The organism is Streptomyces camelliae, from assembly GCF_027625935.1.
Lineage (GTDB): Bacteria > Actinomycetota > Actinomycetes > Streptomycetales > Streptomycetaceae > Streptomyces > Streptomyces camelliae.
This window is the reverse complement of sequence record NZ_CP115300.1, coordinates 4,163,098-4,179,929: the sequence shown is the minus strand read 5'-3', so window position 1 is coordinate 4,179,929 and position 16,832 is coordinate 4,163,098. Positions and strand designations below refer to the sequence as shown.

Sequence of the window (16,832 nt, the reverse complement as noted above, 5' to 3'; positions counted from 1 at the left end):
CGGGTGATAGCTGTATGTGTCAGGTGGAAGTGAAGAAGACCACTCCTTCGAGGGGTCGGCCGAAGAGGTGCGTAGGGTCGTACTCATGAGTACGACAGGCGCGACCGCCGATCCGCCCCCAAGCTCTCGAATGAGCTCGCACAGGGGGGACCCCCTTGCGGCCCTGGGCTCGCTGCCCGGTGTGGCCGAGTCCGTGGAGTCCGTGCGCAAGGCCGTGGACCGGGTCTACGGACACCGGGTCATGCGGCGCCGCAGCACCGAGATCACCGCCGAGGCGGCCCTGCGCGGCGCCCGCGGCTCCGCGGCGCTGTCCGGTGCCGACTGGGCCCTGGAGGAGGTGCGGCGGCGTACCGACTTCAGCGGCGATGCCGAGGCGCGCGTGATGGGCGCCGCCCTGCGGCTGTCGGCCGAGGCGGGGCAGCTGCTGTCGATCTGGCGGCAGTCGCCGCTGCGGGTGCTGGCCCGGTTGCATCTGGTGGCCGCGGCGAGTGCCGGCGAGAAGGTCGGCCGGCCGCGCCAGGCCGGCGAGCCGGTGGACGAGCCGCTGATCGAGCTGTCGCTGCCGGATGCCGCGGAGGTATCGGGCCGGCTGGAGGCGCTCGCGGACCTGATCATCGCCGGAACGTCGGCGCCCGCGCTGGTGACGGCCGCCGTGGTGCACGGCGAACTGCTCGCGCTGCGGCCCTTCGTGTCCCACAACGGGCTCGTCGCGCGCGCGGCCGAACGGATCGTGCTGATCGGCAGCGGCCTGGATCCGAAGGCGATCTGCCCGGCCGAGGTCGGGCACGCCGAACTGGGCCGCGCCTCCTATCTGGCCGCGTTGGACGGATACGTCTCAGGCACCCCCGAGGGCATGGCTGCCTGGATCGCCCATTGCGGGAAGGCGGTCGAGCTGGGTGTGCGTGAGTCGACGGCGGTGTGCGAGGCGCTGCAGCGCGGCGCGGCCTGAGCGGGCGAGGGCGGCGCCGCGGGGCCGGACACGGGTTGCGGCGGTACGAGTGCTCGTACCGCCGCTGGCATGCTCATCGGGTTACCAAGCGTCCTCGATATGTGCCCATCAGGTCGGGGACTTTGCCCGTCACCTGGTGCTGCTGGCCCGTAATCGACGGGTCGACGTCGCGTGGGTGCCCGGTGTTCATGCGGGGTCCGTGGGCCAAGTGCGTAGTGATAGGTGATCCTCGCGGATGTCCTTTGGTCTCGCGGGCCTATGTTCTTTCTACCGCGAGCCGGGAGGAAGCGGAACCCCTGCCTGCACTTCTTTACTTTCAGGTTCAAACGCGGGTGAAACGGGCGGCGTTCAGGCGGTGCTCCGGCGCCGGCTGGTGTACCAGACGAGACCGGCGGTCGCGGCCGCCGCTCCTATCGCCGCCGCCGCGACGAGCGCGGGTCGGGGCGGGACCGACAGCGCGGGCAGTCGCTTCTTGAGCGGGACGGGCCGGCGGAACGCCAGAACCGGCCACCCGCGCGCGAGTGCCTCGCGGCGCAGTGCGCGGTCCGGGTTGACCGCGTGCGGGTGTCCGACCGTCTGGAGCATCGGCAGATCGGTCACCGAGTCGCTGTAGGCGTAGCAGCGGTCGAGGTCGTACCCCTCGGACGCGGCCAGCTCGCGGATCGCCTCGGCCTTGGTCGGGCCGTAGGCGTAGTACTCCACCTCCCCGGTGAAGCAGCCGTCCTCGCCGACGACCATGCGTGTGGCCACCACCCGGTCGGCACCCAGCAGTTCGCCGACCGGCTCGACCACTTCGGCGCCCGAGGTCGACACGATCACCACGTCTCGTCCGGCCGTGTGGTGCTCCTCGATGAGGGAGGCGGCCTCGTCGTAGATGATCGGGTCGATCAGGTCGTGCAGCGTCTCGGCCACGATCTCCCGCACCTGCTGCACGTTCCAGCCGCGGCAGAGGGCGGACAGATACTCGCGCATGCGCTCCATCTGGTCGTGATCCAGGCCGCCGGCCAGGAAGACGAACTGGGCATAGGCGGTACGCAGCGCGGCCCTGCGGTTGATCAGCCCGCCTTGGTAGAAGGACTTGCTGAAGGTGAGCGTGCTCGACTTCGCAATGACCGTCTTGTCCAGGTCAAAGAAGGCTGCCGCGCGGGGCAAGGAGTGGTTTTCCACGTCCCTGAGCATAGGCGCCCACCATTCGGCGTAAGGTGGGGCGCGTGGGTTTGCCTGAGAGGGCTCTCGGGTACACCATGGAAGTCACGGATCGTTCGCGACCGTGCTAACCCGGTCCGACTCCTCCCCCCCCGAGTCGGCCGTGGGGACGACCCCCGCTCTCCCCCCCGGCGGGGGTCGTCGCATGTCCGGACGGGTTTTCACCCTCCTTCCCCTTCTTTCCGCGACCGTACGGCCGCTCCGGCGCCGCAGCGGCCGTCGCTTCGGCATGCCCATGATCCGTTACTCACGGTAATCTCTGGGCTGCTCTGTGGAAGTCGCACAGGGATCGGTACAGGCGTCACCGGTATGGGTGACGGAGATATTCACAGGCCCGGAGTTGTCCACAGTTTTCGACCAAGATCCACATTATTTCGCCGTTCGCTGCACCGTGATTCCAGCGCACCGCGGCCCGGGGCGAGTTCATGGCCGGTTCCGATTGCCGGAGCGCGTATGGCCGGTTTCCGTCGGCCGTTCATATGGAGGCCTGCTTGCCGGTTCTCCACATCTTTGGGAAACGCGGGGCCGCAGGGGCTGCGCGGCCCACGCAGCGAAGGGGGAACACCCGTGACCGGAACTGTCACCCACGACCCGCCGCCCGGCACCTCGGACCGGCCGGGCCGGCCGCTGATCGTCACCGAGGACGCCGAACTCCTGGACGACCTGCTGCGCCTGTGCGCGGCCGCCGGCGCCACACCCGAGGTCCATCCCTGCGTCCCGGACCACGGCGACGGCTGGGCGACGGCCCCGCTCGTGTTGGTCGGCGATGACGCCGCCCGGCGCGTCGGCGGGGCCGCGCGCCGCCGCGGAGTGGTGCTGGTCGGCCGGGACCAGGACGACTCGGGGGTGTGGAAACGAGCCGTCCAGATCGGCGCCGACCACGTCCTGATGCTGCCCGACGGCGAGCAGTGGCTGGTCGACCGCATCGCGGACGTCGCCGAGGGCGTCGGCCGCCCGGCCCTCACCGTCGGGGTGATCGGCGGCCGCGGCGGGGCCGGCGCGTCCACGCTCGCGTGTGCCCTCGCTGTCACCTCCGCGCGCGAGGGACTGCGCACCCTCCTCGTGGACGCCGATCCGCTCGGCGGCGGACTCGACGTACTCCTCGGCGGGGAGAGCGCCGAAGGGCTGCGCTGGCCCGCCTTCGCCGCCTCCCGGGGGCGGGTCGGCGGCGGCGCGCTGGAGGAGTCGCTGCCGGAGGTGCACGCGCTGCGCGTGCTCAGCTGGGACCGCGGCGACTGCGTCGCCGTCCCGCACCAGGCGGTGCGCGCGGTGCTCGCCGCAGCCCGGCGGCGCGGCGGCACGGTCGTCGTCGATCTGCCCCGCCGCCTCGACGACGGCGTCGCCGAAGCCCTCGCCCAGCTCGACCTGGCCCTGCTCGTCGTCCCCGCCGAGCTGCGAGCGGTCGCGGCCGCCGGGCGGGTGGCGTCCGCCGTCGGCATGGTCGTACGCGATGTGCGGTTGGCCGTGCGCGGGCCGTACGCGCCCGGCCTGGACGCCACGGAGGTGGCCCGGCTCCTCGGTCTGCCGCTGGCCGGCGAGGTCCCGGTCGAGCCGGCACTGCTGCGCCCCCAGGGCGGTACGAAACCGCCCGGCGCGACCGGGCGCGGCCCGCTCGCCCGCTTCTGCACGGTCTTCTGGGAGCGGGCGCTGGTCGAGGCCGGAGGCACCCGATGACGCTCCCCGGACTCGACCGGGCCGACGGCGCCGCCCTGCTCGACGGCGTCCGGCGCTGGCTGGCAGAGAGCGGCGCCGAACCCACCCCGGCGCGGGTGGCGCAGGCTCTGCGCGAACAGGGTCGGGTGCTCGGTGACGCCGAAGTCCTCGGCGCGGCCGCACACCTGCGCAGCGAACTGGTCGGCAGCGGCCCGCTGGAGCCGCTGCTCGCCGATCCGGACGTCACCGACGTCCTGGTCTCGGCCCCGGACCGGGTCTGGGTGGACCGCGGCGGCGGCCTGGAGCTGACCCCGGTGACCTTCCCGGACCCGGCGGCGGTACGACGCCTCGCGCAGCGGCTGGCCGCCGTGGCCGGACGGCGCCTGGACGACGCCCGGCCGTGGGCGGACGCCCGGCTGCCCGACGGCACCCGGCTGCACGCGGTGCTGCCCCCGGTCGCCGTCGGCTGCACATGCCTGTCCCTGCGGGTCGTACGGCCCCGGGCGTTCACCCTGGAGGAACTGGTCGCGGCCGGCACGGTGCCGCCCGGCGGCGACCGGATCCTGCGGGCGCTGCTGGCGGCCCGGCTCTCCTTTCTCGTCAGCGGCGGCACCGGGAGCGGCAAGACGACCTTGCTCAGCACCCTGCTGGGCCTGGTCGGAGCGGACGAACGGATCGTGCTCGCCGAGGACTCGGCCGAGCTGCGACCGGACCACCCGCACGTCGTCCGGCTGGAGACCCGGCCCGCCAACCAGGAGGGCGCCGGCCTCGTCACCCTGGAGGACCTCGTCCGGCAGGCGCTGCGGATGCGGCCCGACCGACTGGTCGTCGGCGAGGTGCGCGGACCCGAGGTCGTGCATCTGCTCGCGGCCCTGAACACCGGCCACGAGGGCGGCTGTTGCACGGTCCACGCGAACGCCGCCGCGGACGTCCCGGCCCGGCTGGAGGCACTGGCCACGGCCGCAGGGCTCGACCGGGCCGCCCTGCACAGCCAGCTCGCGGCCGCGCTCTGCGTCGTCCTGCACCTCGCACGGGATCGCTCCGGGCGGCGCCGGATCGCCGAGGTGCATGTGCTGGAGCGGGACGGCGCGGGACTGGTGCGGACGGTGCCCGCGCTGCGCTGGGGCGAGCGGGCCTTCGTCCGGGAGCGGGGCTGGGAGCGGCTGCGGCAACTGCTCGGTCCGGCGGGGGAGTTCGAGGAGAGCTGAGGGCTGAGGGCCGAGGGGGAGAGGTGAGCGGGACAGGTGACCGGAACAGGTGCTGGGAGAGGTGAGTGAGAGAGGTGACGGATGTGATCAGTGGGGTCGGTGAGACGTCCCTGGGTGCGGCGCTGGTCTGTGTCGGTGCGCTGGTCTGGCTGCAGGGCGGGCGGCATCACGGGATGCGGCGTGCGCGGCTGCTGCTCGCGGGCGGCGGAGTGGTGCCGACCGGACCGCCCTCCTGGGAACAGGTGAGCGCGGAACTGCGGCGACTGTGCGGCCGGTTGGGTGCCGAGTGGTGTGCGCTCGCGGCCGGGCTGCTGCTCGCGGTGCTGGGCACCTCGGTGATTCCGGTCGTCGCGGGGGTGGCCGGGGTGCCGGTGCTGCGCCGGGTGCGGCTGGCCCGGCAGGCCCGGCGGGACCGGGAGCGACGGGCGGACGCGGTGATCGCCCTGTGCGGGTCCCTCGCCGGGGAGGTGCGCGCCGGACGACAGCCGGGTGAGGCCCTGCCCCGGGCCGCGCGGGACACGGGCGGGCTCGGGGACGCACAGGCGGCCGTCGTCGCGGCGGCGCGGTTCGGCGGGGACGTGCCCGGAGCGCTCGCCGCGGCCGCTCGGCAACCGGGTGCCGAGGGGCTGCTCGGACTGGCCGCGTGCTGGCGGGTGGCCGTGCACCAGGGCGCCGGACTCGCGGCCGGCCTGGACCGGCTGGACACGGCCCTGCGCGCTGAACGGGACCAACGCGCCGACCTGCGCGCCCAGCTGGCCGGAGCCCGGGCCACGGCGGTCCTGCTCGCCGCCCTGCCCGCCCTCGGTCTTCTCCTCGGCACGGCCATGGGCGCCACCCCGCTCCACGTACTTCTGCACACCGGCGCAGGACTGGGCTGCCTCGCCGTGGGCGTGGCCTTCGAGGCGGCCGGGATGGGGTGGGCGGTACGGATCGTGCGGGGTGCGGAGGCGGCGTGAGCGGCGGAAGGCGGCGGTGTGAGCGGGGCGTATGGGCGGGGTGCGGAGTGAGCCGGTGCTGGTGGGCAGTGCGGAAACGGGCGAGGAGAACGGGCGGTATGAGCGGGGAAGTTGTCCACAGGGTGGGGATGGCCGTCGTCGTGGTGCTGGGACTCGGCTGGGGGGTTCGGTGGCTGGAGTTGGTGCGGCGGCGTAGTCGGGCGCGGCGGCGGGTGGCCGAGTTGCTGGCGCTGGACGCACGGGGGCCGAGGCGGTCGTTCGAGGCCGTCGGCGCGGTGTGGCGGTGGCTGCCGCCGGCCGGGGCCGGGTGTGGCGCGTGGGTGCTGGTCGGTGGCCCGACCGGTGTCGTCCTGGGGCTGGTCGTCGGCGCCGGGCTGTGGCGGTGGCGGAGCCGGCAGACGGCGGCCGGTTCGGCGGAGCGGGTGGACACCGCCGCGGCCGCACGGCAACTGCCGCTCGCCGCCGATCTGCTGGCCGCCTGCATCGCGGCCGGCGCCGGACCGGTGATCGCCGCCCAGGCGGTGGGGGAGGCGCTCGGCGGGTCCGTCGGCCAGGCGCTGGCGCGGGGCGCGGCGGAGGTACGGCTCGGTGGTGAACCGGCGGACGCCTGGCGCCGGTTGGCCGCGCTGCCCGGTGCGGGAGCGCTGGCGCGGCTGCTGGAGCGGGCCGACGAGTCCGGGCTGCCCGCGGCGGGCCCCGCTGCCCGGCTCGCCTCGGACGCCCGTGCGCAGTGGGCCCGCACGGCGACGGCCCGGGCCCGGCGCGCCGCCGTACTGATCTCCGCGCCCGTCGGCCTGTGCTTCCTGCCGGCCTTCATCGCGGTCGGGGTGCTCCCCGTCGTGATCGGACTCGCGGGCGGGGTGAGGGGAGGGGGGTGAGTTTCACAGCGGCGAACACGAGCGAGTGAGTCCATGCACATGACCACAAATGACCTGAACCTCACGGGGGTTGGAATGAACAGGAAGATCAAGGCAGTCGCGGCGGCGGTACGGCTGCGGGGCAGGTGCCGGAAGGACGCCGGCATGGTGACGTCGGAGTACGCGATGGGGATCATCGCGGCCGTCGGATTCGCGTTGCTGCTCTACGAGGTCGTCACCAGCGGCGAGGTCCGGGCGGAGCTCCAGGACATCGTGAAGAGGGCCCTCAGTGCGCGGATGTGAGCGAGGGGCGGACCGGGGGTTTGTGACCGCGGAGGCGGCCGTGGTGCTCTGTGTGCTGGTGGCGTTCACGATGGCGCTGGTCTGGGGGCTGCTCATGGTGGCGGCGCAGATCCAGTGCGTGGACGCGGCCCGCACCGGCGCCCGTGCCGCCGCCCGGCAGGACCCGGCCGACGCGGTGGTGACGGTGACCCGGGATGCGGCGCCGCGCGGGGCACGCGTGACCGTGGAGCGCGAGGGCGACCAGGTCCGGGTCACGGTGACGGCCAGGCCGCCGGTGCTGAGCGGGCTGCCCTTCGAGGTCCGCGAACAGGCCGTGGCGCTGGCCGAGGAGACGGTGGGAGTGCGGGAGGAGGGGCCGTGAGAGAGGGGGACGAGCCGGTCTGCGGTCCCACGCGCGCGTACGGCAGGCGGCGGATCGGCCTCCCCGGCCGGGCGGGCTGTGTGCCGGAGGCGGCAAGGAAGCCGGAGGCGGCGGGGAGGCCGGAGAGGGCAAGGGAGCGGGAGTCGGCGCCGGGGCAGGGGCGAGGCCGGCCGTGTTCCGGTCGGGATCGGGGTTCCGCCACGGTGTGGAGCCTCGGGGTGATCGCCCTGCTGTGCGCGGTGTTCGGTGCCGTGCTCGCGCTCGGGCACGCCGTCGTCGTCCGGCATCGCGCTGCCGGCGGCGCGGATCTGGCGGCGCTCGCGGCGGCGGACCACTGGGCCGAGGGCGGGGCGGCGGCCTGCGCCCGGGCCGAGCGGGTGGCGGCGGCCCAGGGGGTACGGCTGGTGCGGTGCGCGATCGTGGGCGAGACCTCGGACGTGACGGTGGCGTCGGGAAGCGGACCGTTCACGGCGGAGGTCAGGTCGAGAGCGGGCCCTGCGGTGCCGCTGCCGACTCCCCCTGCGGCCCCACCGCCGACGTCTGCCCAGGCTCCTCCTGCGGCCCCACCGCCGACGTCTGCTCAGGCTCCTCCTGCGGCCCCGCAGTCGACCCCTCCCCGGGCTTCTCGTCCGGCGCTCCCCGCAGCAGCACCGTGAGGAGGCGGACCGCCCCCCGCTTGTGCAACGGGTCGTTGCCGTTGCCGCACTTGGGGGACTGGATGCAGGACGGGCAGCCGGCCTCGCACTCGCAGGAGGCGATGGCCTCGCGGGTGGCGGTGAGCCAGGTGCGGGCGGTGTGGAAGGCGCGCTCGGCGAAGCCCGCGCCGCCGGGGTGGCCGTCGTAGACGAAGACCGTCGGAAGGAGGGTGTCGGGGTGGAGCGGGACGGACACGCCCCCGATGTCCCAGCGGTCGCAGGTGGCGAACAGGGGGAGCATGCCGATCGAGGCGTGTTCGGCGGCGTGCAGGGAGCCGCCGAGGATCTCCGGGTTGATCCGGGCCTCGTCCAGTTGGTCGTCGGTGACCGTCCACCACACCGCGCGCGTGCGCAGTGTGCGCGGAGGGAGGTCGAGTTTGGTCTCGCCGAGCACCTCACCGGTGATCAGGCGTCTGCGGAGGAAGGAGACCACCTGGTTGGTGACTTCGACGGAGCCGTAGCACAGGCGGCCGGAGCCCCAGGGGATCTCGGTGTCCGTCTCCAGGACGGAGATCGAGGTGGTGTCGCGGGCGACCGTGGAGTACGGCGGATCGGCCTGCTCGACCAGGGCGACCGAGTCCTCCAGGTCGAGCGAGCGCACCAGATACGTGCGGCCCTGGTGCAGATGGACCGCGCCCTCGTGGACCGTGGCGTGCGCGGCGGCCGCGTCGACCGTGCCCAGCAGGCGGCCGGTGCCGGCCTCCACGACCTGCACGGGGCTGCCGCCCGCGCCGCGGATGTCGGTCAGATCGGCGGCCCGCTCCCGGCGGGTCCAGTGCCAGGCCCTGGTCCGTCTGCGCAGCAGCTTCGCGGCCTCCAGCTGCGGCAGCACATCCGCGCAGGCGGGGCCGAAGAGGTCCAGGTCCTCCTCGGTCAGCGGCAGTTCCGCGGCGGCGGCGCACAGATGCGGGGCGAGGACGTAGGGGTTGTCGGGGTCGAGGACCGTCGATTCCACCGGTTGGTCGAACAGGGCCTCCGGGTGGTGGACCAGAAAGGTGTCCAGCGGATCGTCGCGGGCGACCAGGACCGCCAGGGCGCCCTGTCCGGAGCGGCCCGCGCGGCCCGCCTGCTGCCACAGGGACGCGCGCGTGCCCGGATAGCCGGCGATCACCACCGCGTCCAGGCCGGAGACGTCCACGCCCAGCTCCAGGGCCGTCGTGGCGGCGAGGCCGAGGAGTTCGCCGGAGTGCAGGGCGCGTTCCAGGGCGCGCCGCTCCTCGGGGAGGTAGCCGCCCCGGTAGGCCGCGACCCGCCGGACCAGGGAGCGGTCGACCTCGGCCAGCCGCTCCTGGGCGATGACCGAGATCAGCTCGGCGCCGCGCCGGGACCGTACGAAGGCGACCGAGCGCACGCCCTGCACGGTCAGGTCGGTCAGCAGGTCGGCGGTCTCGGCGGTGGCGGTACGCCGGACGGGGGCGCCCTTCTCGCCGTGCAGGTCGGTGAGCGGGGGCTCCCACAGGGCGAAGACGAGCTCCCCGCGCGGGGAGGCGTCGTCGGCGACCTCGACCACCGGCAGGCCGGTCAGCCGGCGGGCGGCGACGGACGGCTCAGCGGCGGTCGCCGAGGCCAGCAGGAAGACGGGCGAGGAGCCGTAGCGGGCGCACAGGCGGCGCAGGCGGCGCAGTACCTGGGCGACGTGGGAGCCGAAGACGCCCCGGTAGGTGTGGCACTCGTCGACGACGACGTACTTGAGCGCCTTCAGGAAGGAGGACCAGCGCGGGTGGGAGGGGAGTATCCCGCGGTGCAGCATGTCGGGGTTGGTCAGGACGTAGTTGGCGTACTGACGGATCCACTCGCGTTCCTCGAACGGGGTGTCCCCGTCGTACACCGCGGGGCGTACGGCAGTGCCCAGAGTTTGTGAAAGTTCCTTCACCGAACGGCATTGGTCCGCCGCGAGCGCCTTGGTCGGGGCGAGGTAGAGCGCGGTGGCGCCACGCCCGCCCACCCGTCGCCCGCCACCGCCCCGTGGAAGCGCTTCGCGCTGCTGTGTCCATTGGGTGGGCGCCTCGGAGCCCTCCAGGAGGGCGGACAGGACGGGCACGAGGTACGCGAGGGACTTGCCGGAGGCGGTGCCGGTGGCGACCACCACCGAGTCGCCGTCCAGGGCGTGCTCGGCGGCCAGCGCCTGGTGCGCCCAGGGGTGCTCGATGCCGCGCTCCTGCACGGCCGCGATCACCTCGGACCGAATCCGGTCAGGCCAGACGGCATGGCGGCCCGCGCGCGGGGGCAAGTGCTCCGTATGAGTGATGCGCGCAGCCCGGCTCGGCCCGGAGGCGAGCCGGTCCAGGACCGCGCTCGGAGACGGGCGGGATGCCGGGTCCGCCGGGGATCGATCGGATCGGTGATTCTTGGCCATCGGCACCGAGTGTGTCACTGGCGTGACGGACAATGGAGCCAAGGCGTCGTGCACGCCTGCCGGTAAGTGATTGAATGCCATCGCGGCTGGCGAAGCGTCCCGGGGGCCGCAAGCCGAGATGCCCGAGGGACGACCGCTCGATAGCAAGGTGCTGGAGGACCCGTGGACCTGTCCCTGTCGACCGAGACCGTCGGCGATCGTACGGTCGTCAAAGTCGGTGGCGAAATCGACGTGTATACCGCGCCCAAGCTGCGCGAGCAGCTGGTCGAGCTGGTGAACGACGGGAATTTCCACCTCGTCGTCGACATGGAGGGCGTGGACTTCCTCGACTCCACCGGGCTCGGCGTGCTGGTCGGCGGCCTGAAGCGGGTGCGTGCCCACGAGGGCTCGCTGCGCCTGGTCTGCAACCAGGAGCGCATTCTCAAGATCTTCCGTATCACCGGCCTCACCAAGGTGTTCCCGATCCACACCTCGGTCGAGGACGCGGTGCAGGCCACCGACTGACCGTGGACCGCTCTCCGGTGTCGGGCTTCCGCCGGGAGCCCGACGCCGGACGGTCCCGTCCGGGCCGATGAGGTGACCCGGACACAGAAGTACATCTGGGGGTGCGGGCGCTCGGCGGCCCCGCCCCCGACCGCACGCCCGTTTCGCGAGGGGGATGCATGGCCACCGTCGAACTCCGCTTCAGCGCGCTGCCCGAGCATGTCCGGACCGCCCGCCTGGTGGCGGCCGCGGTGGCACGCAGGGCCGGAGTGGACGAGGCCGTCCTGGACGAGGTCCGGCTCGCCGTCGGCGAGGCCTGCTCCCGTGCTGTCGGGCTGCACCAGAGCGTCGGTATCTCGGCACCCGTGAAGGTGGCGCTGATCGAGGAGGAGAAACAGTTCTCCATCGAGGTCGGCGACGAGGCCCCGCACGCCACGCCGCGGGGCGACACGCCCGGCGGAGCGCAGGACGTCGAGGCGGACGTCGAGGAGGACGAGATGGGCCTCGCGGTCATCAGCGGCCTCGTCGACGACGTGAAGGTGACCACCGGCAAGGACGGCGGTCTCATCCGGATGACCTGGCCGACGGCACCGCCGTCGGCGGCCGTTCTCTGAGCGTCGCGCACCACTTCACGAGGGCCCTGCCGAGCAGGGCCCTCGGTGTTTTTCCGGCGCGCACACGAATTCGTGAAGGAATTCACGATCATTGGCGATCGCCGGCAATGCTTTGAAGGCATTACGCCATTCGGGTGGACTGGCGGGAACTCGATCATTTGCCGATGAGCCGGTGGAGGCTAATTCCGTTTACCGTGCTCTGTTGAGATCACTCCGGGGTACCTAGAATCCGTCCACATCTTGAGCTCAGCCCAAGCGTCAAGGAGGACGAATGGCCGGGCTTTCTACCTCTCCATCGGATCACTCCGTCACCCTCGCGGCCGCGGTCCTGACCGCTCACAACCGGATCCTCGTGGCCGTCATCGCCGTGATCGCCCTGGCCGCGCTGGTGGTCGCGGGGGTCCTGGTGCGCCAGGTGCTCACCGCGGGCGAGGGCACCGACAGCATGAAGCGGATCGCCGAGGCGGTCCAGGAAGGCGCGAAGGCGTATCTCGCCCGGCAGTTGCGCACGCTCGGCGTATTCGCCGTCGTCGTGTTCTTCCTGCTCATGCTGCTGCCCGCGGACAACTGGAATCAGCGGGCCGGGCGATCGGTGTTCTTCCTGATCGGCGCTGCCTTCTCGGCGGCCACCGGCTATATCGGCATGTGGCTGGCCGTGCGCAGCAATGTGCGCGTCGCCGCGGCCGCCCGGGAAGCCACACCGGCACCGGGGGAACCGGAAAAGGATCTCACCACCGTCTCGCACACCGCGATGAAGATCGCATTTCGCACAGGCGGCGTCGTCGGCATGTTCACGGTGGGCCTCGGCCTGCTGGGCGCCTCCTGCGTGGTGCTGGTGTACGCGGCCGACGCGCCGAAGGTGCTGGAGGGCTTCGGCCTCGGCGCCGCCCTGATCGCCATGTTCATGAGGGTGGGCGGCGGCATCTTCACCAAGGCCGCCGACGTCGGCGCCGACCTGGTCGGCAAGGTCGAGCAGGGCATTCCGGAGGACGATCCGCGCAATGCCGCGACCATCGCCGACAACGTGGGCGACAACGTCGGCGACTGCGCGGGCATGGCGGCCGACCTGTTCGAGTCGTACGCCGTGACCCTGGTGGCCGCGCTGATTCTCGGCAAGGCCGCCTTCGGCAACTCCGGGCTGGCGTTCCCGCTGCTCGTGCCCGCGATCGGCGTCCTCACCGCGATGATCGGCATCTTCGCGGTCGCCCCGCGCCGCGCCGACCGCAGCGGCATGACCGCGATCAACCGCGGCTTCTTCATCTCCGCGGTGATCTCCCTCGCGCTGGTCGCGGTCGCGGTCTTCGTCTACCTGCCCTCGAAGTACTCCGACCTGCACGGCGTGACGGACGCGGCGATCCGGGGCAAGGACGGCGATCCGCGGATCCTCGCCCTCGTCGCGGTCGCCATCGGCATCCTGCTCGCCGCCGTCATCCAGCAGCTCACCGGCTATTTCACCGAGACCAACCGTCGCCCCGTCCGGGACGTCGGCAAGACCTCCCTCACCGGCCCGGCCACGGTCGTGCTGTCGGGCATCTCGCTCGGCCTGGAGTCTGCCGTCTACACCGCGCTGCTCATCGGTCTCGGCGTGTACGGTGCGTTCCTGCTCGGCGGTACGTCGATCATGCTGGCGCTGTTCGCGGTCGCGCTGGCCGGCACCGGCCTGCTCACCACGGTCGGCGTGATCGTCGCCATGGACACCTTCGGGCCGGTCTCCGACAACGCCCAGGGCATCGCCGAGATGTCCGGCGACGTCCAGGGCGCGGGCGCGCAGGTGCTCACCAACCTGGACGCGGTCGGCAACACGACCAAGGCCATCACCAAGGGCATCGCCATCGCCACGGCTGTCCTCGCGGCGTCGGCGCTGTTCGGGTCGTACCGCGACGCGATCACCACCAATGTGCAGGGCGTCGGGGAGAAGCTCACCGGGCGGGGCGCGCCGCTGAGCCTGTCCCTGGACATCTCGCAGCCCAACAACCTCGTCGGCCTCATCGCGGGCGCCGCGGTCGTCTTCCTCTTCTCCGGGCTGGCCATCAACGCCGTGTCGCGCTCGGCGGGTTCGGTGGTGTTCGAGGTGCGGCGGCAGTTCCGCGAGCACCCCGGGATCATGGACTACACCGAGAAGCCCGAGTACGGGCGTGTCGTCGACATCTGCACCAAGGACGCCCTGCGGGAGCTGGCCACACCAGGTCTGCTCGCCGTGATGGCGCCCATCTTCGTCGGCTTCACGCTCGGCGTCGGCGCGCTCGGCTCCTACCTCGCCGGCGCGATCGGCGCGGGCACGCTGATGGCGGTGTTCCTCGCCAACTCCGGCGGCGCCTGGGACAACGCCAAGAAGCTGGTGGAGGACGGCCACCACGGCGGCAAGGGCAGCGACGCCCACGCGGCCACGGTGATCGGCGACACGGTCGGCGACCCCTTCAAGGACACCGCCGGACCGGCGATCAACCCGCTGCTGAAAGTCATGAACCTGGTCTCGCTGCTCATTGCGCCCGCGGTGATCAAGTTCTCCTACGGCAACGACAAGAACCTCGGCGTACGGATCCTGATCGCGATCCTCGCGCTCGTGGTGATCGTCACCGCCGTGTACATCTCCAAGCGGCGCGGCATCGCCGTCGGCGACGACGAGAGTGCCGAGCGGGTCGCCAACTCGCCCAACACGGCGGTGGTTTCGTAGCCGTAATCCTGGTTCGTTCGCGAGGCCCTGTGCAACGGGTGGGCGGACGGCGCGTGTTGACGTGCCGTCCGCCCACCCGCGTCTGCGGATCCGTGTGTGGGCTCGCCCACGTGGTGAGCCTTGTCTCCCATGGTGCAAAAAGTAACAAAAAGTGCTTTAGGGGGCGTACGGGGTGCTGGGGGTGTGCGTCCGCCGTGTAGGGTCCGTGGGCCGAGAGCCATGGAAGGGACCGATCCGGTGAACAAGAAGCTCACGGCCGCACTGTCCGGCGGTGCGGTACTGGTGGTGGCGCTGACGGGCTGCACCGGCAGCAGCGGCGGCGGCAGCAAGGGGCCCGACCCCAAGCTGGTCGCCTGGGCCAAGACCGTGTGTGACGCGGTGCCCGCGCAGGACGCCAAGATCAAGGCGGCCAACGCGTCGATCGCGTCCATCGCCACGGACAGCAACCTCCCGCCGCAGAGCGCCCAGAAGACCTACTCGCAGGCCTTCCAGGATCTGGCCGACGGCTACCAGGCGCTCGCCGACGCCATCGACAAGGCCGGCGCGCCCCCCGGCATCGGCGACGGCGCCAAGCGGCAGCAGGACGCCGCCAAGAACCTCGTCGGCCTCTCCACGTCGTACGTCAACCTGAAGAAGAAGGTCGACGGGCTCGACACCAAGGACCAGATCAAGTTCGCCCAGGGACTCAAGGACGTCGCCGCCACCCAGACGGACGAGGTCGGCAAGCAGAGCAGCAACGGCACGGAGGCGCTGAAGCGGCTGGAGGAGGGCGACGTCAAGCAGGCGATGGCCCAGCAGCCCAGCTGCAAGGTCGCCGCCGCGTCCGTGTCCGCGTCCCCGACGGCGCAGTCGACCACCGGCTGACGGACGGCGCGGGCCACGAGGGGCTGACGTCGGCGAACGGCCCGCGCGCGGTCGGCCCCGGGCCTCCGCCGCGGGCCACAATGGGGACGTGACTGACTCCGGACTCGCCTCCCTGCCCGCTTCCGACCGGCCCGAGACCGCCGCGCGCCTGCGGGACGCGCTGCTGGCCGCCTCCTTCACCGCCGACGGGCTGCTCGACCTGCTCGGCGCCTCCGCGTACGCGGCGCTGGCCCGCAGCGAGACCGTGCCCGCCCTGCGCGCCACCCGTGGCGACACGCCGCTGGAGACGCTCGTACGGCTGTTCCTGCTCCAGCAACCGGTGCCGTACGCGCGCGTGGCGCACGTTCTGCCCGCCGAGGAGGCCCTCGACGCCGGGTGGCTCACGCGCGCGGGCGGCGACGAGGTGGCCGCGACCGTGGACGTACGGCCCTACGGCGGCCCCGGCGGCGAGGACTGGTTCATCGTCTCCGACCTGGGCTGCGCGGTGGGCGGAGCCGGCGGGATCGGGCAGCGCGACGAGGGTGTCGTACTCGGCGTCGGCGGTGCCTCCACGACCCTCGCCGGCATCACCGTCCGTACGCCGGTCGCGTCCGCCCTGGACCTCGGCACCGGCTCGGGCATCCAGGCGCTGCACGCCGCCCAGCACGCCACGCGCGTGACGGCGACCGACCTCAACCCGCGCGCCCTTCACATCACCGCGCTCACACTCGCGCTCTCCGCCGCCCCCGCCGCCGACCTGCGCGAGGGCTCGCTGTTCGAACCGGTTCGGGACGACGAGACCTTCGACCTGATCGTCTCCAACCCGCCCTTCGTCATCTCGCCCGGCGCCCGCCTCACCTACCGGGACGGCGGGATGGGCGGGGACGATCTGTGCCGCTCGCTCGTTCAGCAGGCGGGGGAACGGCTGAACGAGGGCGGGTTCGCGCAGTTCCTCGCCAACTGGCAGCACGTGGAGGGGGAGGACTGGCAGGACAGACTCAGGTCGTGGGTGCCGCGCGGGTGCGATGCCTGGATCGTGCAGCGCGAGGTGCAGGACGTCACGCAGTACGCCGAGCTGTGGCTGAGGGACGCCGGTGACCACCGCGGGGATCCGGCGGAGTACCAGGCGCGATACGACGCCTGGCTCGACGAGTTCGAGGCGCGCAAGGTGAAGGCGGTCGGCTTCGGCTGGATCACCCTGCGCCGTACGGGGTCCGCCGAGCCCGTCGTCACCGTGGAGGAGTGGCCGCATCCGGTCGAGCAGCCCCTCGGGGACACGATCCGGGCGCACTTCGAGCGTCTCGACCATCTCCGCGAGCACGACGACGCGGCGCTGCTCGAAGGCCACTTCAGGCTGGCCGCCGAGGTGGTCCAGGAGCAGGTCGGCCTGCCCGGCGCAGAGGACCCGGAGCACGTGGTGCTGCGCCAGCACCGTGGGATGCGCCGGGCCACGAAGGTGGACACGGTCGCTGCGGGCTTCGCCGGTGTGTGCGACGGCACGCTCAGCGCCGGCCGCATCCTGGACGCCATCGCCCAACTCGTGGGCGAGGACCCGGTGTTGCTCCGCGACCGCACACCGGCACAGATCCGGCTGCTGGTGGAACAGGGGTTCCTGGAGCCGCTGGGCTGACCCGGCCGCCCGCCCGGCCTGCGCCGACGGCTCGGCCGGAAGCC

At 72.7% G+C, this 16,832-nt stretch carries 14 protein-coding genes and 1 pseudogene; 13 read left to right on the top strand and 2 right to left on the bottom strand.

The features are described from left to right. Positions 1–85: 85 nt before the first annotated feature. Entirely contained in the window at positions 86–949 is an 864-nt protein-coding gene (locus O1G22_RS19015; protein WP_428986380.1) for a Fic family protein, read from the top strand. A 348-nt stretch (positions 950–1,297) separates the two neighbouring features. Here O1G22_RS19015 and O1G22_RS19010 read toward each other — a convergent pair whose 3' ends face one another. Further along, a complete protein-coding gene (locus O1G22_RS19010; RefSeq protein ID WP_270082432.1) occupies positions 1,298–2,128 on the bottom strand; it encodes an HAD family hydrolase in 831 nt (276 codons plus the stop codon). A gap of 594 nt (positions 2,129–2,722) precedes the next feature. On the opposite strand from O1G22_RS19010, the gene ssd reads away from it, so the two are divergent. The 7 genes and pseudogenes from ssd to O1G22_RS44895 all read left to right on the top strand — a co-directional run. After that, positions 2,723–3,829, top strand: a complete 1,107-nt coding sequence (gene ssd / locus O1G22_RS19005; protein WP_270082431.1) for a septum site-determining protein Ssd — start codon at positions 2,723–2,725, stop codon at positions 3,827–3,829. Next, positions 3,826–5,016, top strand: coding sequence for a TadA family conjugal transfer-associated ATPase (locus tag O1G22_RS19000; protein WP_270082430.1), 1,191 nt, complete (start codon positions 3,826–3,828; stop codon positions 5,014–5,016). Before ssd ends, O1G22_RS19000 begins: the two co-directional genes overlap by 4 nt. Positions 5,017–5,090: 74 nt before the next feature. Beyond that, complete coding sequence (locus tag O1G22_RS18995; RefSeq protein WP_270082429.1) at positions 5,091–5,972, top strand: type II secretion system F family protein; 882 nt, start codon at positions 5,091–5,093, stop codon at positions 5,970–5,972. A 98-nt stretch (positions 5,973–6,070) separates the two neighbouring features. Further along, positions 6,071–6,850, top strand: coding sequence for a type II secretion system F family protein (locus O1G22_RS18990; protein ID WP_270082428.1), 780 nt, complete (start codon positions 6,071–6,073; stop codon positions 6,848–6,850). Positions 6,851–6,925: 75 nt separating this feature from the next. Then, the gene (locus O1G22_RS18985) at positions 6,926–7,132 is read left to right on the top strand and encodes a DUF4244 domain-containing protein (protein ID WP_270082427.1); all 207 of its coding nucleotides are present in this window, start codon (positions 6,926–6,928) and stop codon (positions 7,130–7,132) included. Between the two features lie 22 nt (positions 7,133–7,154). After that, positions 7,155–7,493, top strand: a complete 339-nt coding sequence (locus tag O1G22_RS18980; protein WP_270082426.1) for a TadE family type IV pilus minor pilin — start codon at positions 7,155–7,157, stop codon at positions 7,491–7,493. Continuing rightward, positions 7,490–7,930: pseudogene (locus O1G22_RS44895) on the top strand (Rv3654c family TadE-like protein); the annotation flags it as partial. The gene O1G22_RS18980 and the pseudogene O1G22_RS44895, both read left to right, overlap by 4 nt. 40 nt (positions 7,931–7,970) lie before the next feature. On the opposite strand, the gene O1G22_RS18970 reads toward O1G22_RS44895, so the two are convergent. Beyond that, entirely contained in the window at positions 7,971–10,625 is a 2,655-nt protein-coding gene (locus tag O1G22_RS18970; protein ID WP_270082425.1) for a DEAD/DEAH box helicase, read from the bottom strand. Positions 10,626–10,706: 81 nt separating this feature from the next. Here O1G22_RS18970 and bldG point away from each other — a divergent pair, with 81 nt between their 5' ends. The 5 genes from bldG to O1G22_RS18945 all read left to right on the top strand — a co-directional run bounded on the left by bldG (position 10,707) and on the right by O1G22_RS18945 (position 16,788). After that, positions 10,707–11,048, top strand: coding sequence for an anti-sigma factor antagonist BldG (gene bldG, locus O1G22_RS18965; protein ID WP_225097280.1), 342 nt, complete (start codon positions 10,707–10,709; stop codon positions 11,046–11,048). Positions 11,049–11,206: 158 nt separating this feature from the next. Next, entirely contained in the window at positions 11,207–11,641 is a 435-nt protein-coding gene (locus tag O1G22_RS18960) for an ATP-binding protein (protein ID WP_225097279.1), read from the top strand. Between the two features lie 271 nt (positions 11,642–11,912). After that, the gene (locus O1G22_RS18955) at positions 11,913–14,315 is read left to right on the top strand and encodes a sodium-translocating pyrophosphatase (protein WP_270082424.1); all 2,403 of its coding nucleotides are present in this window, start codon (positions 11,913–11,915) and stop codon (positions 14,313–14,315) included. A 237-nt stretch (positions 14,316–14,552) separates the two neighbouring features. Next, the gene (locus O1G22_RS18950) at positions 14,553–15,179 is read left to right on the top strand and encodes a small secreted protein (protein ID WP_270082423.1); all 627 of its coding nucleotides are present in this window, start codon (positions 14,553–14,555) and stop codon (positions 15,177–15,179) included. A gap of 88 nt (positions 15,180–15,267) precedes the next feature. Continuing rightward, positions 15,268–16,788: a N5-glutamine methyltransferase family protein gene (locus O1G22_RS18945; protein ID WP_270082422.1), complete on the top strand. Its 1,521-nt coding sequence runs from the start codon at positions 15,268–15,270 to the stop codon at positions 16,786–16,788. Positions 16,789–16,832: the final 44 nt, after the last annotated feature.

Excerpts from the sequence above, each read along its gene's own strand:
- O1G22_RS19015 (WP_428986380.1), top strand. The coding sequence starts at position 86 with ATGAGTACGACAGGCGCGACCGCCGATCCGCCCCCAAGCTCTCGAATG.
- O1G22_RS19010 (WP_270082432.1), bottom strand. The coding sequence starts at position 2,128 with ATGCTCAGGGACGTGGAAAACCACTCCTTGCCCCGCGCGGCAGCCTTC.
- O1G22_RS19000 (WP_270082430.1), top strand. The coding sequence starts at position 3,826 with ATGACGCTCCCCGGACTCGACCGGGCCGACGGCGCCGCCCTGCTCGAC.
- O1G22_RS18990 (WP_270082428.1), top strand. The coding sequence starts at position 6,071 with ATGAGCGGGGAAGTTGTCCACAGGGTGGGGATGGCCGTCGTCGTGGTG.
- O1G22_RS18985 (WP_270082427.1), top strand. The coding sequence starts at position 6,926 with ATGAACAGGAAGATCAAGGCAGTCGCGGCGGCGGTACGGCTGCGGGGC.
- O1G22_RS18970 (WP_270082425.1), bottom strand. The coding sequence starts at position 10,625 with ATGGCATTCAATCACTTACCGGCAGGCGTGCACGACGCCTTGGCTCCA.
- O1G22_RS18960 (WP_225097279.1), top strand. The coding sequence starts at position 11,207 with ATGGCCACCGTCGAACTCCGCTTCAGCGCGCTGCCCGAGCATGTCCGG.
- O1G22_RS18955 (WP_270082424.1), top strand. The coding sequence starts at position 11,913 with ATGGCCGGGCTTTCTACCTCTCCATCGGATCACTCCGTCACCCTCGCG.